Source organism: Pseudomonas sp. BS3767, assembly GCF_900099665.1.
GTDB lineage: Bacteria > Pseudomonadota > Gammaproteobacteria > Pseudomonadales > Pseudomonadaceae > Aquipseudomonas > Aquipseudomonas cerasi.
The window spans coordinates 66,681-90,377 of sequence record NZ_FNCX01000005.1; the positions used below are offsets into that span (position 1 = coordinate 66,681).

General features: G+C 61.4%; 19 protein-coding genes. 9 read left to right on the forward strand and 10 right to left on the reverse strand.

The window, feature by feature from the left end:
- Positions 1 to 96: 96 nt before the first annotated feature.
- From BLR16_RS15745 to glnT, 5 genes are all read right to left on the reverse strand, one after another.
- A complete protein-coding gene (locus BLR16_RS15745; protein ID WP_044308355.1) occupies positions 97 to 1,422 on the reverse strand; it encodes an ammonium transporter in 1,326 nt (441 codons plus the stop codon).
- 666 nt (positions 1,423 to 2,088) lie between these two features.
- Positions 2,089 to 3,429, reverse strand: a complete 1,341-nt coding sequence (locus BLR16_RS15755; protein WP_003423978.1) for an FMN-binding glutamate synthase family protein — start codon at positions 3,427 to 3,429, stop codon at positions 2,089 to 2,091.
- Between the two features lie 15 nt (positions 3,430 to 3,444).
- The gene (locus BLR16_RS15760) at positions 3,445 to 4,128 is read right to left on the reverse strand and encodes a GltB/FmdC/FwdC-like GXGXG domain-containing protein (RefSeq protein WP_003432904.1); all 684 of its coding nucleotides are present in this window, start codon (positions 4,126 to 4,128) and stop codon (positions 3,445 to 3,447) included.
- Positions 4,125 to 5,045, reverse strand: coding sequence for a class II glutamine amidotransferase (locus BLR16_RS15765; RefSeq protein ID WP_074808165.1), 921 nt, complete (start codon positions 5,043 to 5,045; stop codon positions 4,125 to 4,127). The genes BLR16_RS15760 and BLR16_RS15765 overlap by 4 nt, the downstream gene beginning before the upstream one ends.
- A 117-nt stretch (positions 5,046 to 5,162) precedes the next feature.
- The gene (glnT, locus tag BLR16_RS15770) at positions 5,163 to 6,497 is read right to left on the reverse strand and encodes a type III glutamate--ammonia ligase (RefSeq protein WP_092194353.1); all 1,335 of its coding nucleotides are present in this window, start codon (positions 6,495 to 6,497) and stop codon (positions 5,163 to 5,165) included.
- A 289-nt stretch (positions 6,498 to 6,786) separates the two neighbouring features.
- On the opposite strand from glnT, the gene BLR16_RS15775 reads away from it, so the two are divergent.
- The gene (locus tag BLR16_RS15775) at positions 6,787 to 7,392 is read left to right on the forward strand and encodes a helix-turn-helix domain-containing protein (RefSeq protein ID WP_003423969.1); all 606 of its coding nucleotides are present in this window, start codon (positions 6,787 to 6,789) and stop codon (positions 7,390 to 7,392) included.
- 48 nt (positions 7,393 to 7,440) lie between these two features.
- Here BLR16_RS15775 and BLR16_RS15780 read toward each other — a convergent pair whose 3' ends face one another.
- The 4 genes from BLR16_RS15780 to BLR16_RS15795 form a co-directional block, all read right to left on the reverse strand.
- On the reverse strand, positions 7,441 to 8,607 hold the full coding sequence (locus tag BLR16_RS15780; protein WP_003432906.1) for an acetyltransferase domain-containing protein: 1,167 nt from the start codon (positions 8,605 to 8,607) through the stop codon (positions 7,441 to 7,443).
- Between the two features lie 51 nt (positions 8,608 to 8,658).
- Positions 8,659 to 9,219, reverse strand: coding sequence for a gamma carbonic anhydrase family protein (locus BLR16_RS15785; protein ID WP_003367212.1), 561 nt, complete (start codon positions 9,217 to 9,219; stop codon positions 8,659 to 8,661).
- Between the two features lie 11 nt (positions 9,220 to 9,230).
- Positions 9,231 to 10,136 carry a GTP cyclohydrolase FolE2 gene (gene folE2 / locus BLR16_RS15790; RefSeq protein ID WP_054081820.1) on the reverse strand — a complete coding sequence of 302 codons (906 nt, stop codon included), beginning with the start codon at positions 10,134 to 10,136 and terminating at the stop codon, positions 9,231 to 9,233.
- Between the two features lie 174 nt (positions 10,137 to 10,310).
- The gene (locus tag BLR16_RS15795) at positions 10,311 to 11,219 is read right to left on the reverse strand and encodes a LysR substrate-binding domain-containing protein (protein WP_054081821.1); all 909 of its coding nucleotides are present in this window, start codon (positions 11,217 to 11,219) and stop codon (positions 10,311 to 10,313) included.
- Between the two features lie 208 nt (positions 11,220 to 11,427).
- Between BLR16_RS15795 and BLR16_RS15800 the strand changes: the two genes are divergently transcribed.
- The 8 genes from BLR16_RS15800 to BLR16_RS15835 all read left to right on the forward strand — a co-directional run bounded on the left by BLR16_RS15800 (position 11,428) and on the right by BLR16_RS15835 (position 21,140).
- Positions 11,428 to 12,948 (forward strand): ABC transporter substrate-binding protein, encoded by a 1,521-nt coding sequence (locus BLR16_RS15800; protein ID WP_003367204.1) that lies wholly within the window; start codon positions 11,428 to 11,430, stop codon positions 12,946 to 12,948.
- Between the two features lie 102 nt (positions 12,949 to 13,050).
- Positions 13,051 to 13,968, forward strand: a complete 918-nt coding sequence (locus BLR16_RS15805) for an ABC transporter permease (RefSeq protein WP_002553855.1) — start codon at positions 13,051 to 13,053, stop codon at positions 13,966 to 13,968.
- Positions 13,969 to 13,976: 8 nt separating this feature from the next.
- A complete protein-coding gene (locus tag BLR16_RS15810; protein WP_003367201.1) occupies positions 13,977 to 14,885 on the forward strand; it encodes an ABC transporter permease in 909 nt (302 codons plus the stop codon).
- 16 nt (positions 14,886 to 14,901) lie between these two features.
- A complete protein-coding gene (locus BLR16_RS15815; protein WP_004418028.1) occupies positions 14,902 to 15,903 on the forward strand; it encodes an ABC transporter ATP-binding protein in 1,002 nt (333 codons plus the stop codon).
- Positions 15,900 to 16,922, forward strand: coding sequence for an ABC transporter ATP-binding protein (locus tag BLR16_RS15820; RefSeq protein ID WP_003432910.1), 1,023 nt, complete (start codon positions 15,900 to 15,902; stop codon positions 16,920 to 16,922). The genes BLR16_RS15815 and BLR16_RS15820 overlap by 4 nt, the downstream gene beginning before the upstream one ends.
- Positions 16,919 to 18,346, forward strand: a complete 1,428-nt coding sequence (locus tag BLR16_RS15825) for a M20 family metallopeptidase (protein ID WP_074808175.1) — start codon at positions 16,919 to 16,921, stop codon at positions 18,344 to 18,346. The genes BLR16_RS15820 and BLR16_RS15825 overlap by 4 nt, the downstream gene beginning before the upstream one ends.
- A complete protein-coding gene (locus tag BLR16_RS15830) occupies positions 18,343 to 19,494 on the forward strand; it encodes a M20 family metallopeptidase (protein ID WP_074808180.1) in 1,152 nt (383 codons plus the stop codon). Before BLR16_RS15825 ends, BLR16_RS15830 begins: the two co-directional genes overlap by 4 nt.
- A 122-nt stretch (positions 19,495 to 19,616) precedes the next feature.
- Positions 19,617 to 21,140, forward strand: a complete 1,524-nt coding sequence (locus BLR16_RS15835; RefSeq protein WP_074808182.1) for an amidase — start codon at positions 19,617 to 19,619, stop codon at positions 21,138 to 21,140.
- Positions 21,141 to 21,202: 62 nt separating this feature from the next.
- Here BLR16_RS15835 and BLR16_RS15840 read toward each other — a convergent pair whose 3' ends face one another.
- Positions 21,203 to 23,584, reverse strand: coding sequence for a glucose/quinate/shikimate family membrane-bound PQQ-dependent dehydrogenase (locus BLR16_RS15840; RefSeq protein WP_074808186.1), 2,382 nt, complete (start codon positions 23,582 to 23,584; stop codon positions 21,203 to 21,205).
- Positions 23,585 to 23,697: the final 113 nt, after the last annotated feature.

A 23,697-nucleotide genomic window follows, 5' to 3' on the forward strand; every position in this document is an offset into this window, starting at 1 on the left:
CCTGCTTTGATGGGCCGAAGCAGGCAAAACACGCAGCTCCGTTTCCGGCCCGACGTCGTCGGGTTCCCTCGCCCTGACACTGATCCGACAGCCTTCTCAATGGTTGTAGGCCCGCTCGTTATGCTCGGCCAGATCCAGGCCCATTTCCTCCACTGACTCATGCGCGCGTAGGCCGATCAGTGCCTGCACAGCCTTGAGGATGATCCAGCTGACCGCGAAGCAGTAGACCGTGGTGAACAGCACGCCTTTGATCTGGGCAATCACTTGGGCGCCCATGCTGACATCGGGCACCAGACCGCCCAGTGAGGGCACGCAGAACACGCCGGTCAGTAGTGCACCGATCATGCCGCCGATGCCGTGCAGGCCGAAGACGTCGAGGCTGTCGTCATAGCCCAGGCGTTTCTTCAGCACAGTCACGCTCAGGTAGCAGAACACTCCGCACAGCACGCCGATGGCCAGTGCTCCGCCGACTCCGACGTAGGCACACGCCGGGGTGATGCCGACCAGGCCCGCCAATGCGCCGCTTGCCAGACCCAAGGCGCTGGGCTTGCCGACCTTGAACCACTCGGTGAACATCCAACCGAGTATCCCGGCGCACGCCCCCACTTGCGTGTTGAGCATGACGATACCGGAGGTGCCGTTCAGGCCGCCACCGGAACCGATGTTGAAACCGAACCAGCCGACCCAGAGCATCGCCGCGCCGGCCATGGTCAGGCTCAGGTTGTGCGCCGGCATCGGGGCGTTCTGATAACCCTTGCGCTTGCCCAGTACCAGGCATGCCGCCAGTGCGGCGACACCGGCGTTGATGTGCACTGCGGTGCCGCCGGCGAAGTCCAGCACGCCCCAGTTGTGCATCAAGGCGCCGGCACCACCCCAGACCATATGCGCGACAGGCGCATACACCAGGGTGAACCACAGTGCCATGAACAGCAGCGCCGCAGAGAACTTCATGCGTTCGGCGAAGGCCCCGGCAATCAGCGCCGGAGTGATGATCGCAAAGGTCATCTGAAAGGTCACGAATACCCCTTCAGGGATGTCGCCGACCAGGCTGTCGGGCGTCATGCCGGCCAGAAACGCACGACTCAGACCGCCCACGAAACTATTGAAACTCACTTGCCCTTCGACCATGTTGCTGGTGTCCACCACCATGCTGTAGCCATAGATGACCCACAGCACGCCTACCACTCCGGCAATGCCGAAACACTGGGTGAACAGCGAGAGCATGTTCTTGGCCCGTACCAGCCCACCGTAAAACAGTGCCAGCCCCGGAAGGCACATGAACAGCACCAGCACGGCTGCGGTGACCATCCAGGCCGTGCTGCCGGTGTTCAGTACGGGGGCGTCAGCTGCCTGCGCAATCGGAGCAAAGGCGCCGAGCGCGAGTAAAGCTGTAAGGGATTTGCCGTGTAGACGATTGACCATGTTCAAAGCTCCCGCAAATGAATGGAAAGTGTCTGGCAGCAAAGAGGTTCATTGGGACAGGCGAGGCTCTTCGGCCTCTTGTGGGTCAAGTTCTCGTTGCGCGAATGGCGTTATATATAAGTCCGATGAGCCCGAAAGCGGGGCTTAACCACCAAGGTTCTCGTTCCCACGCTCCGGGTGGTAATGCATTTCGTGACGCTCCGCGTCACACAGTTCTGCGACTCAGTGAGATTCAGGCTCGACTTGAGTTACCTTTTCGCCCCTCGGCGACCTACTTTGATGGGGCCGAAGTAGGCAAATCCCTTCGCTCCTGTTTCCGGCCCGACTTCGTCGGGTTCCTTCGCCCTGTCACTGATCCGGGGGGCGCCGCAACGGGCCATCCATGGCCCAAGGTGTGTAAAAAACGTCACGAGCGAAGGCAAGACAAGGCAAAAACAGGCGAAAACGGCCGGGGTCGCGACCGACTCTAGGTGTTCTAAATGAGCATTTTTCGCCTGTTTTTAACGCAGTATTGCCAAGCGCAGTAGTTTTTACACAGCCTGGGCCCGGTGCGGCTAGCCTGGCGTCATGCCAGGCTACCCCCGGATCAGCGCCAGGACTCAGCCGTCACTTAGGTCGCACTCTGCGTCAGTCGGTGCCATTGCGGTCGATAAGCCCGTTAAGGCGTCAGTATCCAGAGCCAGACCCCGGAATCCACGATGTTCCGGCCAGGGGCACTCGGGCCATGGCCGCTGATTCGACGGTCAGTGCCACCAGATCTTCCGGGTCGAGGTTGTGCAGGTGTGATTTACCGCACGCGCGGGCCATGGTCTGGGCTTCGAGGACGAGTACGCGCAGGTAGTTGGCCAGACGCCGACCGCCTTCGACCGGGTCGAGACGTTTGGACAGTTCCGGGTCCTGGGTGGTGATGCCCGCCGGGTCGCGGCCGTTCTGCCAGTCGTCGTAGTAACCCGCTGCCGAGCCGATCTTTTTCAGTTCTTCGTCGAGCCGCGGATGGTTGTCGCCCAGCGCTATCAGCGCCGCCGTGCCGATCGCCACTGCGTCGGCACCCAGCGCCATGGCCTTGGCCACGTCGGCGCCGTTGCGGATGCCGCCGGAGACGATCAACTGCACCTTGCGATGCATGCCCATCTCCTGCAGCGCCTGCACGGCTTGCGGGATGGCAGGCAGAATCGGGATGCCGACGTGTTCGATGAACACTTCCTGAGTCGCCGCCGTACCGCCCTGCATGCCGTCGAGTACGATCACGTCGGCGCCGGCTTTCACGGCCAGTTTCACGTCATAGTAAGGACGGCTGGCACCGATCTTCACGTAGATCGGTTTTTCCCAGTCGGTGATCTCGCGAATCTCGGCAATCTTGATCGCCAGATCGTCAGGGCCTGTCCAGTCCGGGTGACGGCATGCCGAACGCTGATCGACGCCGACCGGCAAGGTACGCATGCCAGCCACACGTTCCGTCACTTTCATGCCCAGCAACATGCCACCGCCGCCCGGTTTGGCGCCCTGCCCCAGCACGATCTCGATGGCGTCGGCCTTGCGCAGATCGTCCGGGTTCATGCCATAACGCGATGGCAGGTACTGATAGACCAGATGCTGCGACTGGCCACGCTCTTCCGGGGTCATGCCGCCGTCGCCGGTGGTGGTGCTGGTTCCCGCGATGGTTGCGCCACGGCCCAGTGCTTCCTTGGCGTTGGCCGACAACGCGCCGAAGCTCATGCCTGCAATGGTTACAGGAATTTTCAGGTACAACGGCTTCTTGGCAAAACGATTGCCGAGCACCACGTCGGTCCCGCACTTCTCGCGGTAGCCTTCCAGCGGGTAGCGCGACACGCTGGCGCCGAGCAGCAACAGGTCGTCGAAGTGCGGCAGCTTGCGCTTGGTGCCGCCACCGCGAATGTCGTAGATGCCGGTTTCCGCAGCGCGCTGGATTTCCTGAATGGTCAGGCGATCGAAGGTGGCCGATTCGCGCAGGACTGGAGCAGGTTTGTGGCTGATGGGGTCGCTCATGGTAATGCTCCTGAATCAGTACGCGGAGGCGTTATCGACTTTGAAGTTGTAAAGCTGACGGGCCGAGCCGTAGCGTTTGAAATCCGCTGCCTTCTCGTTGAAGCCAGCGCGATTGAGCAACTCCTGCAGCTCCTGCAGATGCTCTTCACGCATCTCCTTGGCGATGCAGTCAGAGCCCAGTGACTCGACCTTGCCTTTGACGTAGATCCGCGTTTCATACAACGAGTCGCCCAGCGCATCACCGGCGTCGCCACAGACCACCAGCCGACCGGCCTGGCCCATGAAGCAGCTCATGTGGCCGATGCTGCCGCCGACCACAATGTCGATACCTTTCATGGAAATACCGCAACGCGCTCCGGCATCGCCTTCAATCACCAGCAAGCCGCCATGTGCCGTCGCACCGGCCGCCTGCGAGGCGCTGCCCTTGACCCGCACAGCGCCGGACATCATGTTTTCCGCGCAGCCGACGCCGACGTTGCCGTGCACAGTGATCGACGCTTTCTGGTTCATCCCCGCGCAGTAGTAACCCGCGTGGCCCTGGATATCGATGGAGATGGCTTCGTTGACGCCGACCGCCAGGTTGTGTGCGCCATCGGGATGCGTGACCAGCCATTCGCGGTCCTGCAATTCCTTGACCTGGTCGTGCAGGGCCTGATTGAGATCACGCACGGTGGCGTTGGAAAGATCGACGGTTTTCATGGACGTGCTCCCTCGGCTGGCTCGCGTTCCCAGATGTACATGGTGGCCGGGACCGGTTCCCAGACCCTGGCGTTTTCGATCCCCGGCAGGCTGGACAGCGCCTGATATTCCGAAGCCATGGCGACGTAGTCATCGGTTTCGGCAAGGATCGCCGGTTTGCAGGCGATCGGGTCGCGAATCACCGCAAAGCCATTGCGTGTGCCGATGGCGAAGGTAAAGAAGCCATCAAGGTCTTCGAGCGACTTGTCGAGCGCCTGTTTCAGGCTGTCGCCCTGTTGCAGACGCCAGGCCAGATACCCCGCCGCCACTTCGGTGTCGTTGTCGGTCTCGAAGTGAATGCCTTCGCGGCGCAGGTTCTGGCGCAGACGAAAGTGATTGGACAACGAGCCGTTGTGCACCAGGCACAGGTCGGAGCCCGTGGAAAATGGATGACTGCCCTCCATGGTCACGGCGCTTTCGGTGGCCATGCGCGTGTGGCCGATGATGTGACTGCCTTTCATGGACGCCAGACCGAAGCGTTCGGAAATCTCCCGCGGCAGGCCCATGCCCTTGAGGATCTCGATGCTCTGCCCGGCACTCATGATGCGCACGCTCGGTGCCAGTTCCGTCAGCGCGGCACGCACCGGGGCTTCTTCGGCCTGAATCTTCAAGACCACGGCGCTGGCGTTCTGAAACCAGTCCAGAGGCGCGCTCAACCTGTCTTGCAGCGCCGCGATCAGCGCCGTGAAATCATACTGTTCGGTGGTGGCCTGCAAGGTCAGCTTGACCCAGCCCTGCGCCACTTCATCGCCATAGATGGCGAACCCGGCACTGTCCGGTCCGCGGTCGGTCATGGCTTCGAGCATCGGCTCGAACAACTTGCCGAGTTGCGACTCCAGCGCCGGGTTTTTCAGATACAAACCAACGATTCCGCACATAAGCCTCACCTTGTTCGGGAGCGGCAAGCTTCACGCTGCAAGCCAACCGCATAGACAGAAAAATCAAATTCGCCGCAATCCAGCTTCTTCTTGCAGCCTGAAGCCTGAAACGTGCCGCTAGAAAAACTCGATATAGCGTTTCACTTCCCAATCGCTCACGTGGCGGCTGTATTCCACCCACTCCATGCGCTTGAGGCGGATGAATTCATCGACAATCTCGCTGCCCAGCACTTCGCCAAACAACGGGTCGGCCTGCAGCGCGTCGCAGGCTTCGTTGAGCGACTGCGGCAGGGTCTTGATGCCCCGTGCGGCAATCTCTTCGAGGCTCAATGTGTAGAGGTTCTCGTTGCAGACGTGATCGATCTCCAGTTGCCGGTCGATGCCGTCCAGCCCTGCGGCAATGATTGCGGCACTGACCAGATACGGATTGCACCCGGCGTCGGGCAGACGAAACTCCAGGCGGCCATAGGGCACGCGTACCATCGCCGAGCGGTTGTTGGCACCAAAGGCAATGAAAGCCGGGGCCCAGGTGGCGCCCGAAAGTGAGTTGCCGACCACCAGGCGTTTGTAGGAGTTGACCGTGGGCGCGGCAAAGGCACACAGCGCATGCCCATGAGCCAGCAGGCCCGCAGCGAAGTGATAGGCCAGCTTCGACAACCCCATGCCGCTCGGGTCACTGGCATCGTGGAACAGGTTCTTGTTGCTGGCACTGGCGATCGACAGGTGAAAGTGCATGCCGTTGCCGGCACGTTTGGGGTCAGGCTTGGGCATGAACGAGCAGATCATGCCCATATCATTGGCGATCTCTCCGGCGGCCATGCGGAAGAAGGTGAAGCGGTCGGCCGATTCCATGGCCTCACTGTAGGTGTAATTGATCTCGAACTGGCCGTTGGCATCTTCATGATCGATCTGATAGATGTCGAAACCCACCGGCTGCAGTGCCTCGGTCAGGCGCTCGAGAAACTCGCGAGAGCGCGACAGCCCCTTGTAGTCGTAGCAGGGCTTGTCGAGGTTATCGCTGGCATCGACCATCTGCAGGCTGCCGGTGACATCGCGCTTGAACAGGCTGAACTCGGGCTCCAGACCGGTATTGAGGGTCCAGCCACGCTGACTGAGGCGTTCGACCTGCTGCTGCAGCACGTAGCGGCTGTCATAGGGCCAGGGTTTGCCATCCACATGGCCGATGCACACCACACGTCCATAGCCCGGCTGCCACGGCACGGGTGTCAGCGACGACAGATCGCCCTTGGCCATGAAGTCTGGCCCGTGGGGCTCCATGCCCATGCCGCAGATCGCGAAACCGGCAAAACCGGCGCCGTCCTCTGCAACCATTTCCAGACCTGTCACAGGAACGGATTTGGTCTTGGCCGAACCATGAATGTCGACGAACTGAGCCAGTACGTACTTGATGCCGTGCTGTTCGATCAGACGCTGTGTTTCGGGTGGCAACATGGGACGTGTCTCCTGGCAAAAGCAAAACGTTTCAGGGAAGGACCGCTGTTCACTGCCTCTCGGGATATATTCCGAACAGGAAAGTTACTTTCCCTTTAGGAATGCAAGGCGCTTGCCAGTTTGGTATGCCAGTTAAACGAAGTGACTCGGGAGGGGTAATTCGGCTGTTTATATGGGAAACTCGTTTTCCCTCTGGGAATAATCTGCGACTCGGCCAGACCAAGGCTGCTTCAAAACGCACATTCCCAGTGCGAAATAAAAATTATTGAACGGAAACTGTGCAAAGCCGATGAATATGCCGACCGACCCTCATCCGAAATTGAAGCTCGAGCAGTACCTGGGCATTCAGATCAAGCGTCAGCGCCAGGCTCAGGAACTGAAGCTCGCCGACGTGGCGCGCATCGCCGGCATCAGCCAGGGCATGCTGAGCAAGATCGAGAACGCGCAGGTCTCGACCAGCCTCGACAACCTCAGCCGCCTGTGCGACGTGCTGGGCATGCCCATGTCCAAACTGTTCAGCCAGTACGACCAGCAAGGCAGCAGTGCCTTGCTGGTGAAGGCCGATGAAGGACTCGAAGTGGTGAGGCGCGGCACCGAGAAAGGCCACACCTATCACCTGCTCAACCATACCCGTGGGCCGAAGAAGAGTTTCGAGGCATACATGGTGACGATGGACGATGCCAGCGAAGAGTTTCCGACCTTTTCACACCCAGGTACGGAGTTTCTGCACCTGCTGGAAGGCGAGCTGATCTACCGCCACGGCAACCAGTTGTATCCGATGCAGGCCGGTGACAGTCTGACCTTCGACGGCGACATCCCCCATGGCCCCGAGCAACTGGTGCAGGTGCCGATCAAACTGCTGTCGATCATGAATTACGGGGCGCACGGAGATTGACGCCAGGCGAGACGCGGTACGCCAGCAGGCGTACCGCTGTTGCGGGGATTAGAAGTATTTCAGCCAGCTGATATCCCGACGACGGGCCTTGAGCGCGGCGAACCAGCGCACCGCCGGGAACAGCAGAACGGCCAGTACCACCGAGGTCAGCCAGACTCCCCACATGTGGTCGAAACCGAAGTACGTGCCCTGATTGGTGCCCCAGATCGCCAAGGCAATCAGGTACAGGACTTTCAGCACGTAAAGGTGCAGCAGGTAGAAAAACATCGGCGCCGAACCGAGCACCACCAGCGGCCTTAACCCGCTTTTCTCCTGACTGCGTTCGAAGGCGATGAGGATCAGCAGACCAATCCCCAGCGTCAGGCAGATGAACAGCAGCGAGGGCGGGTATTTGGTGATGTTGAAGAAGCTCATGACTGTCTGTATGCCGCTGTCGCCGACGCTCCACGGTTTTTCACCGTAGCCGTTGATCAGGCGCAGGACCACGAAGCCCAGCAGTGCCCCTGCCCCACACTTCCACAGATTCGCACGGCGTTTCGCCGCGTCGTAGCTGCTTGAGAACCAGGGGCCTGCGGCGTAGCCCAGTGCGATGATGCCGATCCACGGCAACAACGGATACGACGTGCGCAAGCGCAGGTTATCGGAAGCCTCGATCCAGCCACGGTCGTGCAGGACCGCCCACGGCACGTGCATGGCCGACTCGACACCGAAATGCACCGTGTCCAGCAGGTTATGCCCGGCAATGATCACCACACCGATGACCACCAGCGCCCAGCGCGGCAGAAACACCATCAACGACAGCGCGACCATGCTCAGGCCGATGGCCCAGATCACTTGCAGGTAGATGATGGTTGGCGGGAACTGGAAGGTCCAGGCAAAGCTCACCAGCGTGAATTCCAGCGCAATCAGAAACAGTCCGCGCTTGAGCAGGAACGCCGAAACGTCGCTTTTGCCCTGATGTTTCTCGCCGTAGAGAAACGCCGAAAGCCCGGTCAGCAGGACGAACAGTGGCGCACACAAATGCGCCAGCGTCCGGCTGAAAAACAGCTCCGGCGCGGTGGTCGTGACGTCCATCGGGTCGATGACCTGGTGGTGCATGAAGAACGTTTCGCGGACATGGTCCAGCAACATGAAAAGAATGATCAGCCCGCGCAGAGCATCGATCGAGCGCAGCCGTGATGCGGGTGCCCGGGTTGAGTGAACAGCTGTTGTCATGAAAGATCCAGATCCGTGGGCGGAAGTGCAATGAGTCAAGGGTGTCTTGGGTCAGAACTCGTTCTGAAGCGCCTTGTAGCCGCGCACCAGATCAATGTTGGTGTGCGCCACATCTTCGGAAAATTCCGAAGCCGAAATGCTCACCGGTGGAAATTGCGAAAGGTCAGTGCCCGGCCCGATCCGGGTGGTGGACGGCACGTAAAAGTGCTCCGGCAAATCGCGACCATCGACCACCGAGTTGTGCCTGACCACGCTGCCGTTGCCGACCTGGCAATTGAACAACACGCTATTGAAACCGATGAACACGCGATCTCCGACCATGCAAGGTCCGTGCACGATGGAGCGGTGGGCAATCGAGGTGAACTCGCCGATGGTGACAGCAGCACCTGATTTCGAATGGATCACCACGCCGTCCTGAATGTTGGAATTGGCCCCGATGACGATCGGCTCCATGTCCCCGGTGGCATCGACTTCGTCGGCGCGGATCACGGCGTAGGGGCCGACAAATACGTTGTCCTTGATGATCACCTTGCCGCAGATGATCGCGGTTTTATCGATGTAGGCGGACTCGGCAATGACCGGCAGATGGCCGGAAGGATTTTTACGGATCACGGAATGAAACCTCAGGACAGGTAGTTGGAAGTCTGGGCAGCGGCATCGTGCGGATGCAGGCTTTCGAAATGGCGGACACTGACGCTGGAAGCTGCATAGCGGCCTTCAAGTGCTTGCTGGACCTTGCGCGCAGCGTCTTCGACGTACATCAGGTTCTGGCCGTTGAGCCGCGCGAAGGCCTGCTCGTCGGCACGCTTGACCGCGGTTTGCACCGGGGTGCCCAACGCCTGTTCGACAAGATCGATCAGCGTCATCAGGCCCAGCTCGGTCGCCTGGTCCGCCACCCGCACCTGCACCGTCGCAACGCTGCGCTGGCTGTGCGGCGTGGCAAACGATGCGTTCTCGCGCAGCCAGCTCGCGACCTGCATCGGATCGACAAACGACTGCCTGCCGAAGCGCGCTGCGAATGCCTCTTCCAGCAATTGGCGAGACAATGCAGCCGAGCACGGGCAGGTGGAGGAGTAGGTGATATCCACCGAACTGTCGAGGCACAGCCGACCGGCATGCCAGGTGGCATCGAGCTTCACGGGGTAGGATTTCCAGCCGCTGAGCCCTTCGGTAATCAACGCCGGGCGGCGGCACAGCAGATTGAAGCTCAGCATCAGTCGGGCATGACTGGAGTGGCAGTCGAGGTGGCTCTCGACCATGGCTTCCAGCAAGGCCGACAACGTATAGGGGCTGACGATCTGATGCTCGGCGTAGCCGTCGAGCAGCCGATAGAGTCGCGACATGTGGATACCCTTGACGCTCGGGTCAGCCAGATCGACCTGCAGATCGACATGCGCGTGAACAGGATGACGGATGCCCGCTTCAGCCAGTCTGATCGGCACTTCCACACCTTGCATGCCGACCCAGTCGAGTGAAACCAGCGCCGGGGAAATTTCCGTCAGGGCAACATCCGGGAGAGGTTTGTTCATGTGCGTCGTTCGTCTCTTTGGCGAACTTCACCACGCGGGCGAAGCCTGATGTTGGCGGTTCACAGCCGTACAGTGCACGGCCATAAATTCGTTACACTATAACATCATGATTGTTAACTTCATCAACCAAACGTTACTCACCCCGCACGGCGCCCACGTAACACCGCCAGCGGCTCAGGTCTTTGCCAGCTCCTCGATCAGAAAATCCCGGAAGGCAGTGACTGCTGCGGGCAGGTTGCGCCCGGCCATGCTTTGCAACTCGATACGCCGTGCCTTCATGCCATCGTCGCTGATCGGCAGCGATTTGAGCTGTTTCTCATGGGCGCGTTTATCCAGGGTCATTTCGCTGGACAGGCTGATTCCGCCCTCCTCCCGAACAAACCGCAGCAAGGCGCCGATGTAGTTGCTGGTCAGCACCGGGTCGAACAGCAGGCCCTGCACGCCGCAGCAGATATCAAACAACTGGCGCAAGGTCGTGTCGGTATTGGTCAGGGCGATGGCGTAAGGCTGCAGTTCAGCCAGCGTGACCTCCTTGCGTGCCGCCAACGGATGGTTATGACTGACCACCGCGCAGATCGCGCCGCTGTGGATGTGCTCGACCTTGATCTCATTCTGCGGCGTCAGGCTGAAGGTCAGGCACAGGTCAGCGTCGCCCGAGCGCACCCGCTCGGTGGCCTGCGCCGGAGCACAGACCTCCATCGAGAAATGGATACCCTGATACTGCCGCCGAAAACGCGCAATGCACTGCGGCAGAAAATCCAGGGCAAAGCCCTCCGAGCATGCGATGCGCACATGCCCACGCTGCAAGCCTTGCAGCTCGGTGATTTCCAGCACCACCTGCTCGGCCTCAAGCTGTGATTTGCGCGCGTAGGCCGCCAGGCGAACGCCCGCCTCGCTGAGCATCATGCCGCGCGCCTGGCGCTCAAAAAGCACTGCGTCCAGCTCCCGCTCCAGTTTACTGATCTGTCGACTGACCGCCGAAGACGCGACATTGAGGCGGATCGAGGCTTCGCTGATCGATCCGCACCGCGCCACTTCGAGGAAGTAGCGCAAGGCCGTGGACTGTACGCCATAGAGTTGCATGACTGCTCCTGCGTTGCCTTTTCAGCAATGAAAGGTTCGAAATATTGTGCTTGTGGCATTGATACGCTTTGCCTAGAGTCATGTCGAGGCGCAACTCACCAAAAGAACCCAATCAAAAGAACACTGCGGCCTCGTTGTTTCCCCCTCTTCTCGCATTTGCGACCCACTGCCCTTTGATACATCCACTTTGCCTTTTGGAGACGACGGCATGGGAATCAAGGGTTTCGCTCGCAGCATCGCGCTATTGAGCCTGTTCAGCAGTTTCTCCGTCCTGGCCGGCAAGGCCGACGACACACTGGTCTACGCCTCCGACAGCGAACCGGAAAACATCAGCCCCTATCACAACGATTTGCGCGAAGGCGTGATCCTCGGTCGCCTGATCTGGGACAACCTGGTCTACCGCAACCCGGACAATGGCGAGTACCAGCCGATGCTCGCCACCAGCTGGAAACAGGTCGACGATACGACCATCGATTTCCAGCTGCGCCAAGGCGTGAAGTTTCACAACGGCGACCCGTTCACCGCAGATGACGTGGTGTTCACCCTCAATTATGTGGTGTCTCCAGAGTCCAAGGTGGTCACGGTACAAAATGTCGACTGGATCAAGAGCGCCGAAAAGCTGGGCGACTACAGCGTTCGTCTGCACCTGAAAAAGCCTTTCCCGCCTGCGCTGGAATACCTCTCCAACGCCGTACCGATGTTCCCGAAAAAATACTTCGAAGAAGTCGGGCTGGCAGGCTTCAGCCGTAAACCGATCGGCACCGGGCCTTACAAGGTGACGGCCATCGCCACCGGCGAAGGCGTGAAAATGGACAAGAACCCGGACTACTTCAAGGACAGCCCACAGGGTCAACCGAAGATCGGTCACATCAACTTCCGGGTGATCGCCGATGCCGAAACGCGTCTGGCCGAGCTGATGACCGGCGGCGTCGACTGGACCTGGCGGGTTGCACCGGATCAGGCGGAAAACCTCAAGGCCATGCCCAATCTGGTGGTCACCAGCGGCGCGACCATGCGTATAGGTTTTCTGATTCTGGATGCGCGCGGCACCTCCAGCGCCGATTCGCCGATGAAACACCTGAAGGTGCGCCAGGCGATCAACCACGCGATCAACCGTGACGGTCTGGCCTCGCAACTGGTCGGCGGCGAGAGCAAGCCGTTGCAGGTCGCCTGCTACCCTGGCCAGTTCGGTTGCGACACCAGCGCAGCCACGGTCTACAACTACGACCCGGCAAAGGCCAAGGCGCTGCTCGCCGAAGCCGGCTACCCGAACGGCTTTGAAACCGAAATCTTCGCCTACCGTGACCGCGATTACGTGGAGGCCATCATCGGCAACCTGCGCGCCGTGGGCATCAACGCCAAGCTGCGCTACCTGAAGTACGCTGCTCTGCGTGATCAGCAGCGTGGCGGCAAGGTACCGATGTCGTTCCAGGCGTGGGGCTCGTTCTCGATCCTCGATACCTCGGCGTCGGCCGGCACCTGGTTCAAGGGCAATCCCGACGACAACATCAAGGACCCGCAAGTCCAGGGCTGGCTGCAGACCGCCGACAACGCGCTGGACCCGCAGGTGCGCAAGGACAACTACCGCAAGGCGTTGCAACGCATCAGCGAGCAGGCTTACTGGGCGCCGTTGTTCAACTACTCGATGAACTACGCCTATGTCTCGGACCTGAACTTCAAGCCTTACCCGGACGAGTTGCCGCGCTTCGTGCTGTCGAGCTGGAAATAAGCGCCTGACCAAGACCGTCGGCAAGCCTGGCTGTGAGGCGCATGACGCGCCTTGCAGTTGGGTCAGCCCCCCCGTCATTCCCTGAACACAAGGTCACTTGCCATGTTCGGATTTCTCTTGCGCCGCCTGGGCATTGCCCTGTGCGTAGCGATTACCGTGTCGGTGATCAGCTTTTCCCTGCTGCACCTGTCCGGCGATCTGGCCACTGCCATCGGCGGGCCGGAAGCCACCAGCGAGCAGATCGAACAGATCCGGGTGCAGTACGGCCTCAACAAGCCGTTGGTTACGCAGTATTTCGAATGGCTGGCCGACGTGGTGCGTCTTGATCTGGGCGACTCGTTCTTCTTCCAGGAGTCGGTTTACAACCTGATCGCCTCGCGCCTGTCGATCACCCTCGGGCTGGGCGCAATGGCCCTGAGTATTGCGCTGCTGATCGCCATTCCGCTGGGTGTGCTGGCCGCCGTGAAACGCGACACGTGGATCGATCGCCTGGCACTGAGCATCGCGGTACTGGGTCAGGCCATGCCCAGTTTCTGGTTCGCGCTGATGTTGATCGTGGTGTTTTCGGTCACCCTGAAATGGCTGCCGGTGTCGGGCAATTCGACCTGGGCGCACTTCGTGATGCCGGCCATCGCCCTCGGTTACTACGCCACGCCCGCGATTATGCGCCTGACCCGTGCGGGCATGCTCGACGTGCTCAACTCCGATTACATCCGCACCGCGCGGGCCAAGGGCCTGCGCCCCGCCACCGTGCTGTTCAAGCATGCGCTGCGCAACGCGCTGATTCCGGTGGTGGCCCTCGCCGCGGTGGAATTCGGTTTCATGCTCGGCGGCTCGGTGGTCATCGAGACGGTTTTCTCGCTGCAGGGCATTGGCCAGTTGGCCTGGGACGCGATTGCCCGTGACGACTTTCCGGTGGTGCAGGCGGTTGTGCTGTTGATCGCGGTGATCTACATCGTCCTCACCCTGCTGGCCGACGTGCTCAACGCACTGCTCGACCCGCGCATCCGCGTGAAATAGGAGGCCCCATGAGCACAACCACCTCATCGCCGCTGCTGATCAACGATTACCAGCCTCCGGCGCGCAGCGTCTGGCGCACATTACGCAGCAGCTTCGCGCATCGCGGCTTCGCCATCGGCGCAGTATTGCTGCTGATTATCCTGCTCGGCGCCCTGTTCGCGCCCTGGCTGGCCCCCTACGACCCTTATGCGCAGGACGTGATGCTGCGCATGAAACCGCCTGTCTGGATGGCCAACGGCACCTGGGACTACGTGCTGGGCACCGACAAACTGGGCCGCGATTACCTGTCGCGACTGCTCTACGGCGCACGCATCTCGCTGTTCATCGGCTTCTCGGCGGCACTGATTTCCGGCGTTATCGGCACCATCATGGGCCTGCTGGCCGGCTACTTCGGCGGCAAGACCGACGCGGTGATCAGCTACCTGATCACCACCCGCCTGGCGATGCCGGTGGTGATGATCGCGCTGGCCTCCGCGTCGCTGATCGGTGGCTCGCTGAAAGTGGTGATCGTGCTGCTTGGCTGCCTGCTCTGGGACCGCTTTGCCGTGGTGGTGCGCGCTGCCGTGCAGCAGATTCGCGACGCTGAATACGTCGCCTCGGCCCAGGCCCTGGGCTGCTCGACGCTGCGCATTCTGGCCAGCGAAATCCTGCCCAATCTGGTCGGCGCGCTGATCGTTGTCGCTACCCTGGAAATGGCTCACGCGATCCTCCTCGAGTCGGCACTGTCGTTTCTCGGGGTCGGCGTGCAGCCGCCCATTCCTTCATGGGGGCTGATGATCGCCGAGGGCAAACCGTACATGTTCTTTTCCCCTTGGGTCATCGCCATTCCCGGCGTCGCCCTGATGGTGCTGGTGCTGGGCATCAATCTGGTCGGTGACGGCCTGCGCGACCTGATCCTGCCCGACGGGCGCAACTGACAGAGGAGATACGCACATGGCGCTGTTGCATGTTGAAAACCTGCGTGTCGAGATTCCTCTCGGCCAAGACACGCTCCACGCAGTGCGCGGCCTGGACTTTCAGGTCGAGCGCGGCGAAATGCTGTGCATCGTCGGCGAGTCCGGCTGCGGCAAATCCCTGACTTCGCTGGCACTCATGGACCTGCTGCCGCGCAAGGCCCGGCGTACCGCAACGACACTGAGCCTGGACGGCATCGACATGCTGACCCAGAGCGAGCGGCAGATGTGCGACCTGCGCGGCAACCGCCTGGCGATGATCTTTCAGGAGCCGATGACCTCGCTGAACCCGGCCTACAGCATCGGCGATCAGCTCAGCGAAGTGCTTACCCGACACCGCAAGGTGTCCCGCAAGGAGGCCCTGCAGCGCGCCGCGCAGATGCTTGAGAAAGTCGGGATCAGCAATGCGGGCGAGCGCCTGCGTCAGTACCCGCATCAACTGTCGGGCGGCCTGCGCCAGCGGGTAATCATCGCCATGGCCCTGATGTGCGAACCGGACGTGATCATCGCCGACGAACCGACCACTGCGCTGGACGTGACCATTCAGGCACAGATCCTGCGCCTGATCCGCGACATTCAGAAGGAGCTGGGTCTGGCCGTGATCTTCATCACCCACGACCTGGGGCTGGTGGCACGTATCGCCGACCGGGTTGCGGTGATGTACGCCGGGCAGATCGTCGAAACCGCCCCGGCCATCGAGTTGTTCGAGAACCCGCAACACCCCTATACCCGCGGCTTGCTGGCGAGCATACCGATCCCCGGACGCACTCAACCGGGTCAGCCGCTGGGGTCGATTCCGGGGCTGGTGCCCAGCCTGGTCGGCGAACAACACGGCTGCGCATTTCGCAATCGCTGCCCGCAAGCGATCCCCGCCTGTGCCGACGACGTCCCGCCGATCAATAGCCACAACCATATGACTCGCTGCCTGTTTGCCGCAGCGGGTGCCGAACCTGTGTTTCACCGTGAGGGCGTACCGTCATGAATACCGCCGTGAAACAGGTCCCGGCTGCCAGCGTCAAGAAAGACATCGCGCTGGAGCTGTGCGATATACGCCGCGAATTCAGCATCAGCCGTGGCTTTTTCAAACCCAATGCCACGCTCAAAGCCGTCGATGGCGTGTCGCTGCGTCTGATGCGTGGCGAAACACTCGGGCTGGTCGGCGAATCGGGCTGCGGTAAAAGTACCCTGGCGAAGATGCTGCTGGGGCTGCTTGCGCCCAGCAGTGGCGACGTACTGGTCAACGGCAAGCACCTTGCCGGCACCGATCGCAAGGAGATGGCGCGGCGCATTCAGCCGATCTTCCAGGACCCCTACTCGTCACTCAACCCGCGCAAGACCCTGCGCGAGATCGTCACGCTGCCGCTGATCGTGCATGGCATCGGCACCCCGGCCGAACGTCGCCAGCGCGCCGAAGCGATGATGGACGTGGTCGGCTTGCCCAAGCGCGTGATCGACAGTTACCCGAGCCAGCTTTCCGGTGGCCAGCGCCAGCGCGTGGCGATTGCCCGGGCGCTGGTGATGCGCCCGGATGTATTGATCTGCGACGAGCCGACTTCGGCGCTGGACGTTTCAGTGCAGGCACAGATTCTCAATCTGTTGCAGGACCTCAAACAGGAATTCGGCCTGACTTACCTGCTGATCAGCCATAACCTGGCCGTCATCGAACATCTGGCCGACCGCGTGGCGGTCATGTACCTGGGGCGGATCGTCGAAGAGCGCAGCCGCGAATCATTGTTCGCCCGGCCTGGCCATCCCTACACCCAGGCGTTGCTGGACTCGGTGCTGACCCCGGACCCGCACTTGGGCATTCCCGATCTGGGTTTGCACGGGGCCTTTCCCAATCCCATGTCGCCGCCGTCCGGCTGCGCCTTTCATCCGCGCTGCCCGGCCTGCATGCCCCAGTGCAAGGAAAAAGCCCCGGCCATTGGCCGCATCGAAGGCGGAACCGTTCGCTGCCACCTGCACGACACCTCAAAACCTCTGGAGCAGATGCCCTCATGAGTAGCCGTTCGCACGCCATCGAAAACGTCACTGAACAGTTCGACAACGGCGCGTTTTTCGCCCTGCTCGGCAAAAGCGTTGCCTACCCGACCCAGAGCCAGGAGACCGAAAGCCTGCCCGAGCTGTATCGTTATCTTCATGAGTTCATCACCCCGCATGTCGAGCGTCTGGGTTTCAGCGTTACCGTGCATGACAACCCGGTCGCCGGACGCGGCCCGCTGATGATCGCCACGCGCATCGAAGCCCCTGAACTGCCAACGCTGCTCAGTTACGGCCACGGTGACGTGGTTCGCGGCTATGACGCACAGTGGCAGACAGGCCTGTCGCCGTGGCAGGTGATCGAACGTGGCGAGCGCTGGTACGGACGTGGCACCGCCGACAACAAGGGCCAGCACCTGATTAACCTGACGGCACTGGAGCAGACCCTCAAGGCGCGCGACGGCAAGCTGGGTTTCAACGTCAAACTGCTTCTGGAAATGGGCGAGGAAGATGGCTCCCCCGGCCTGAGCGCGTTCTGCCAGGCGCACGCAGAAGAACTCGCCGCCGACATCTTCATCGCCTCCGATGGCCCGCGCCTCGCAGCGGCACGCCCTACCCTGTTTCTCGGCTCGCGCGGGGTGTTCAACTTCGAGCTGACGGTGAACCTGCGCGAAGGCGCGCACCATTCCGGCAATTGGGGCGGTCTGCTGGCCAACCCGGGGATCATTCTGGCCAATGCCATCGCGAGCATGGTCGATGAGCATGGCCGGGTGAAAGTCGCGGGGCTCATGCCCAAGGCCATCCCCGACGCGGTGAAGGCCGCATTGGCGGATATCGAGGTCGGCGGCGGCCCTGGCGATCCGGACATCGACGCCGACTGGGGCAACCCGGCGCTGTCGCTCAGCGAAAAAGTCTTTGGCTGGAACACCCTCGACGTGCTCGCCTTCAAGACCGGCAACCCGGACGCCCCTGTACACGCCATTCCCGGCAAGGCTCACGCGTTGTGTCACATTCGCTTTGTGGTCGACAGTGATTACAACGCTTTCATCCCCGCGGTGCGCGCGCACCTGGATGCCCATGGCTTCGATCGTGTCGAGGTCAGACAGACGCGCATGGACGTGATGCACGCCACGCGCCTGTCACCGGACAGCCCGTGGGTCGGCTGGGCGCTGGATTCGCTGGCCGCCACCACGGGCAAGAAACCCGCGCTGCTGCCCAATCTGGGCGGTTCGCTGCCCAATGACGTATTCGCTGAAGTGCTGGGCCTGCCGACGGTCTGGGTGCCACACTCATACCCGGCGTGCTCGCAGCATGCACCTGACGAGCACTTGCTGGCTCCGGTGGTCAAGGAGAGCCTGCAAATCATGGCCGGACTGTTCTGGGACCTGGGCACGGACGGCGCACGACTGACCCGGGAGCAGCGGGCACAGGAGCTGAGTGAATGAATGAGGCACAACTGCACGCCACCGCGTGGCTGGCCGAGCAATATGAGGCGATGGAAGCGCTGCTGCAGCGCCTGGTCGATACCGATTCCAACAGTTACGACAAGGTCGGCGTCGACGCAGTCGGTGACCTGCTCTGCGCACAATTGCAGGCTGACGGAATCAGCGTAGAGCGTATCCCGGTCGAGGGTTTCGGCGATGTGCTGCTGGCTGAATTGCCCGGTGGCCCCGGCAAACCAGTGTTGTTGCTGGGTCATCGCGACACGGTATTTCCCAAAGGCACCACGTCCGCTCGCGGTTATACCAAAGATGCTGAACTGGCCTACGGCCCTGGCGTGGCCGACATGAAAGGCGGACTGGTGCTCAACTGCTTTGCGCTGAAGGCCTTGAAGCGCGCAGGCCCGCTGCCGTTCCCGGTGCAGATTCTGTATACCGGCGACGAGGAAATCGGCTCCGCCAGCGCTCGCACTCACATCGAACACTACGCCCGCCAGGCGCGCGCGGTGCTTAACCCCGAACCGGGACGCGCCAGTGGCAATGTGGTCAGCGCGCGCAAAGGCGGTGCCACGCTGATTATCGAAGTCAGCGGCCGCGCGGCGCATTCCGGGGTCAATCACGCCGACGGTGCAAGCGCCATTCAGGCGCTGGCGCACAAGGTGATCAAGTTGCATGCGTTGACTGATTATGCAGCGGGCATCACCACCAATGTCGGGCTGATCTCTGGCGGCACCTCCAGCAACACGGTAGCGCCCAGCGCTACGGCGAAGCTCGATGTACGTTTTGTGGAGCTTCGGCAATGGGAGGAAATACTTGCAGCCGTGCAAGCGATCGTCGCCGAAGAGGAACTGCCCGGCACGTCAGCCAGACTGCTGGAAGCCACGACCTTCCTGCCGATGGAAGCACGGCACAGCACTGAACTGCTGGGTATTTATCAAGGTCTTGCGCAGGAACTGGGGTTCAGCGTGGAAGGCGAATTCACCGGGGGCTGCGCCGACTCGGGTTTTACCGCCAGCCTGGGGATCCCGACCCTGTGTGGCCTCGGCCCGGTGGGCGGCAAGGTTCACACCGACCGCGAGTACCTGGAACTGAACACCCTGGTGCCCAGAGGCCAGGCGCTGGTCGGGACGATACTGGCGTTGGGGGATGTTTGAAGAGACTGCCCACGTGCGCCCAATCTGGAAAAAGAGGCGCGACGCAAATGTGTGATGCAGAGCGTCACGAAATGCATTCCCACGCGGAGCGTGCGGAACGATGACATTCGGGAGAACACTCCATGCAAAATTCGTCCGAGCTGCTCGGTAAATCCGCCACCGAACTGCGTGCGCTGATCGGCAACAAACAGCTCTCTCCGGTGGAATTGCTGGACGCTTGTATCGAGCGGATTGAAAGTCTGAACCCGAAGCTCAATGCCTTTGCCGCGACCTGTTTCGAGCGCGCCCGCGACGAGGCACTGCTGGCCGAACATGCCGTCCTGCAGGGTAAGCCACTGGGGCTGCTGCATGGCCTGCCAATCGGCATCAAGGACCTGGAAGAAACCGCCGGGGTACTCACCACCTACGGCTCGCAACTGTTTCGCGACAACATTCCCGCGCAGGACAACCTGTTCGTCGCACGCCTGCGTGCTGCCGGGGCAATCGTGGTCGGCAAGACCAATGTTCCGGAACTGGGCGCAGGCGCCAATACCCGCAATGTGGTGTGGGGCGCGACCGGTAACCCGTTCAATCCTGAACTGAACGCCGGCGGTTCCTCGGGTGGATCCGCCGCCGCACTGGCCGTCGACATGGTGCCGTTGTGCAGCGGCTCGGACACCGGCGGTTCGCTGCGCATTCCCGCGGCGCTGTGCGGTATCGTCGGCCTGCGTCCCTCACCAGGGCTGGTACCGAGCGAACGCAAGAAGCTTGGCTGGACACCGATTTCAGTGGTAGGCCCGATGGGTCGCAACGTTGCCGATACCCTGCTGCAACTGCGCGCCAGCGCCGGGCTGGGGCAGTCCGATCCGTTGAGTTATGCCATTGCCGATGACGCGTTTGCACCACGCACCGTCGACCTAAGCCAGCTGCGCGTCGGCTACAGCGAGGACTTCGGCGCGTGTGCTGTGGATGACAGGATCCGTGCCGTCTTTCGGGAAAAGATCAGCGCCCTGAAATCGCTGTTCAAGTCCTGCGAAGCCATCGACCTGAACCTGACCAACGCCCATCGCACCTTCGACGTCCTGCGCGCCGAAGCGTTCGTCGCCGGGCTGCAGGACGCTCACGACCGCGATCCTGATGCACTGGGGTCCAACACCCGCGCCAATTTCGACATGGGTGCCGCGATGTCACTGCAGGACTGCGTCAAGGCGCATGGCGAGCAAAGCCGGATCTTTCGCGGCTTCCAAAAACAATTCGAGCACTACGACCTGATCCTCGCGCCCACCACGCCAGTCTCGCCCTTCCCCTGGAGCGAGCTGTACCTGCGCGAAGTCAACGGCGTGCCTCTGGACAATTACTATCGCTGGCTGGCGCTGTGCTACACCATCACCCTGACCACCAACCCCGCGCTGTCCCTGCCCTGCGGCACCGACCACAACGGCATGCCGTTCGGGCTGCAGGTGATCGGCGGGTTCCGCGGCGACGCAAAACTGCTCGCCTGCGCCGAAGCGCTTGAACAGGCGACGGCGAATGACCCACGCTTGTCTCGCCCACGCCCGGACCTACAGAAACTGCTGGCCTCGGCGGTCGACCTGACGCACATCGTCACGCATCCGCCGGTTTACGGCGGATCGAGAACGGGCAAGCCGGAGATTGGTGCGATGTGAAAGCGGCGCAGCAAGATAAACAAGGCTGAGGGGCAGCATCTGCCCCTCAGAGGTGACATGCGTTACTTGGGTAACGCGTAGGCAATCACGTAATCGCCACGATCCGGCGATTGGCGGGCGCCGCCTGCGGTGAGCAGGATGTACTGCCTGCCGGTCTTGGGCGACACATAGGTCATCGGGCCGGACTGGCTGCCGACTGGCAGACGGGCCTTCCAGATTTCATTGCCGTTGCCGCTGTCGAAGGCACGCAGGTAGAAGTCCTGAGTACCGGCGAAGAACAGCAAGCCCGACTGGGTGGACAACGAAGCGCCCAGCGTCGGCATGCCAATCGGAATCGACAGGCCCATGCGGATGCCCATCGGGCCTGTGTCTTTCACGGTGCCGACCGGAACCTGCCACATCAATTTTTTGGTTTTCAGGTCAATTGCCGACATGGTGCCGAACGGCGGAGCCTGGCAGGGGATGCCGACGGCAGACAGGAAACGCTGACGCATGGCCCCGAAAGGAGTGCCGGTCTGTGGCACAACGCCCATTTCGATACCGCTGGCACCGGCGGCGATCTTGTCGCGCGGGATCATGTAGTTGGCCAGGCCCAGGCGCATGTCATTGACGAACATGTAGCTGTTGGTCGGGTCAACCGAGACACTCCCCCAGTTCATGCCGCCCAGCGAACCGGGGAACTGCAACGCCGGGTCGAGCCCCGGTGGCGTGTAGACACCCTCGTGACGCATGCCTTTGAAGGCGATCCGGCACATCAACTGGTCGAATGCCGTGGCGCCCCACATGTCCGACTCTTTCAAGGTCTGGTTGCCGATCGACGGCATGTCCACCGAGAAAGGCTGGGTAGGCGAATAGCGTTCGCCCGGCACGTTACCTTGCGGCACAGCGCGTTCCTCGACCCGCGAGATCGGCACGCCGGTTTCGCGGTTGAGCAGGAAGATCTCGCCCTGCTTGGTGACTTGTGCCAGTGCCGGCTGGGTACCGCCCTTGCCGTCCGGGATGTCATACAGCAACGGCTGCGCCGGAATGTCGAAGTCCCACAGATCGTGGTGAGTCATCTGGAAGCTCCAGCGCACCTGACCGGTCTTGACGTCCACCGCCACGACTGACGAGGACCACTTGTCATCCTGCTCGGTACGCGTCCCGCCGAAGAAGTCGGGTGTTGCGTTACCGGTCGGCAGGTAGATCAGGCCAAGCTTGTCATCGTAGGACATGGCCGACCAGACGTTAGGCGTGCCACGGGTATAGGTTTCGCCTGCGGGCGGACGTTTGGTGGTATTCGGATTACCCGGATCCCACGCCCAGACCAACTCACCCGTGTGCACGTCGTAGGCGCGTACTACGCCCGGTGGCTCACCGGTAGAGAAGTTGTCGGCAACACGACCACCGACAACCACTACATTGCCCGCCACCAATGGCGTCGAGGTTTGCTGGTAGTAGCCCTCCTTGACTTCGCCCATGTCGGTTTTCAGATCAACCACGCCTTGACTGCCGAAGTCCTTGCAGGTCTCGCCCGTCTTGGCGTCGAGTGCGATCAGACGCGCGTCGCCAGTCGGCAGGAACACGCGCGCGACGCATGCGCCTGAGACTGATGGTGCTGGCGCATTGGCTGTCGCTGCTTCGGCTACAGGTGCCGCGAAGTAGCCCAAGCCTCGGCAACGTTGCCAGTTGGGCGCACTGCCCTGAGGATCGAACTTCCAGCGCTGTGTGCCGGTATCTGCATCGAGTGCGAAGACCTTGCCGTAAGCGGTACAGGTGTAAACCGTGTCGCCGATTTGCAGCGGGGTGTTCTGGTCCTCTGCGCCGGCCCCGGTACTTTGCGGGATGTCGCCGGTATGAAAGGTCCAGGCAACCTGCAGCTTGTCGACGTTGCTTTTGTTGATCTGATCCAAAGCGGCAAAGCGATTGCCTGCCGGGGTATTGCCCCAGTGCGCCCAGTTCTTCTGCTCGGAGCCCGGAGCCACCGGAATCACATCAGGCATGCTGGCGGCGCTGACCACATGGCTCGGGACGAACATATAACCGATGGTCGCTACAACACCAATGGCCAACAGACCGGCCAGGCCATAGGCACCGCGGCCTGCCTGAGCACCCGAGGCGCGAACCAGTGTCGGATAGATCAGTGCCACCACCAGGCCGATAACGGCGAAGGTCAATACTCGGGAAACCAGCGGCCAGTAATGCAGGCCTGCATCCCAGACAGCCCAGATGGCGGTCAGTATCAGGGCAATGCCATACAGTAACGCACCTTTGGGCTTGCGGGCGGCGATCAGTGCACCACTGACCAGCATCGCCAGGCCCATCAGTAGGAAGAACCAACTGCCGCCGAGCGCTACCAGATAGCCACCTACACCTGCCAGCCCGAGTCCGATCAAGGCGATCAACCCACCCAGTCCAGGCAGCAGGAACCTGCCGGCTGCCCCTGTATTTTGCGCATTTGTCATTTTTCAAACCTGTCGGATTTTCACAGGCGCGCAGAATGTACTAAACGGTTCATTAAGACAAATTGTCGCAGCCTGCCAGGCATGGATAAAGTCATGGCCGAGCGACATCAGGC

Coding starts and splice junctions, on each gene's coding strand:
- BLR16_RS15775 (WP_003423969.1), top strand. CDS start 6,787: ATGAATATGCCGACCGACCCTCATCCGAAATTGAAGCTCGAGCAGTAC.
- BLR16_RS15825 (WP_074808175.1), top strand. CDS start 16,919: ATGAGTAGCCGTTCGCACGCCATCGAAAACGTCACTGAACAGTTCGAC.
- BLR16_RS15830 (WP_074808180.1), top strand. CDS start 18,343: ATGAATGAGGCACAACTGCACGCCACCGCGTGGCTGGCCGAGCAATAT.
- BLR16_RS15820 (WP_003432910.1), top strand. CDS start 15,900: ATGAATACCGCCGTGAAACAGGTCCCGGCTGCCAGCGTCAAGAAAGAC.
- folE2 (WP_054081820.1), bottom strand. CDS start 10,136: ATGAACAAACCTCTCCCGGATGTTGCCCTGACGGAAATTTCCCCGGCG.
- BLR16_RS15815 (WP_004418028.1), top strand. CDS start 14,902: ATGGCGCTGTTGCATGTTGAAAACCTGCGTGTCGAGATTCCTCTCGGC.
- BLR16_RS15755 (WP_003423978.1), bottom strand. CDS start 3,429: ATGAGCGACCCCATCAGCCACAAACCTGCTCCAGTCCTGCGCGAATCG.
- BLR16_RS15805 (WP_002553855.1), top strand. CDS start 13,051: ATGTTCGGATTTCTCTTGCGCCGCCTGGGCATTGCCCTGTGCGTAGCG.
- BLR16_RS15810 (WP_003367201.1), top strand. CDS start 13,977: ATGAGCACAACCACCTCATCGCCGCTGCTGATCAACGATTACCAGCCT.
- glnT (WP_092194353.1), bottom strand. CDS start 6,497: ATGTTGCCACCCGAAACACAGCGTCTGATCGAACAGCACGGCATCAAG.
- BLR16_RS15835 (WP_074808182.1), top strand. CDS start 19,617: ATGCAAAATTCGTCCGAGCTGCTCGGTAAATCCGCCACCGAACTGCGT.
- BLR16_RS15780 (WP_003432906.1), bottom strand. CDS start 8,607: ATGACAACAGCTGTTCACTCAACCCGGGCACCCGCATCACGGCTGCGC.
- BLR16_RS15765 (WP_074808165.1), bottom strand. CDS start 5,045: ATGTGCGGAATCGTTGGTTTGTATCTGAAAAACCCGGCGCTGGAGTCG.
- BLR16_RS15840 (WP_074808186.1), bottom strand. CDS start 23,584: ATGACAAATGCGCAAAATACAGGGGCAGCCGGCAGGTTCCTGCTGCCT.
- BLR16_RS15745 (WP_044308355.1), bottom strand. CDS start 1,422: ATGGTCAATCGTCTACACGGCAAATCCCTTACAGCTTTACTCGCGCTC.
- BLR16_RS15760 (WP_003432904.1), bottom strand. CDS start 4,128: ATGAAAACCGTCGATCTTTCCAACGCCACCGTGCGTGATCTCAATCAG.
- BLR16_RS15795 (WP_054081821.1), bottom strand. CDS start 11,219: ATGCAACTCTATGGCGTACAGTCCACGGCCTTGCGCTACTTCCTCGAA.
- BLR16_RS15800 (WP_003367204.1), top strand. CDS start 11,428: ATGGGAATCAAGGGTTTCGCTCGCAGCATCGCGCTATTGAGCCTGTTC.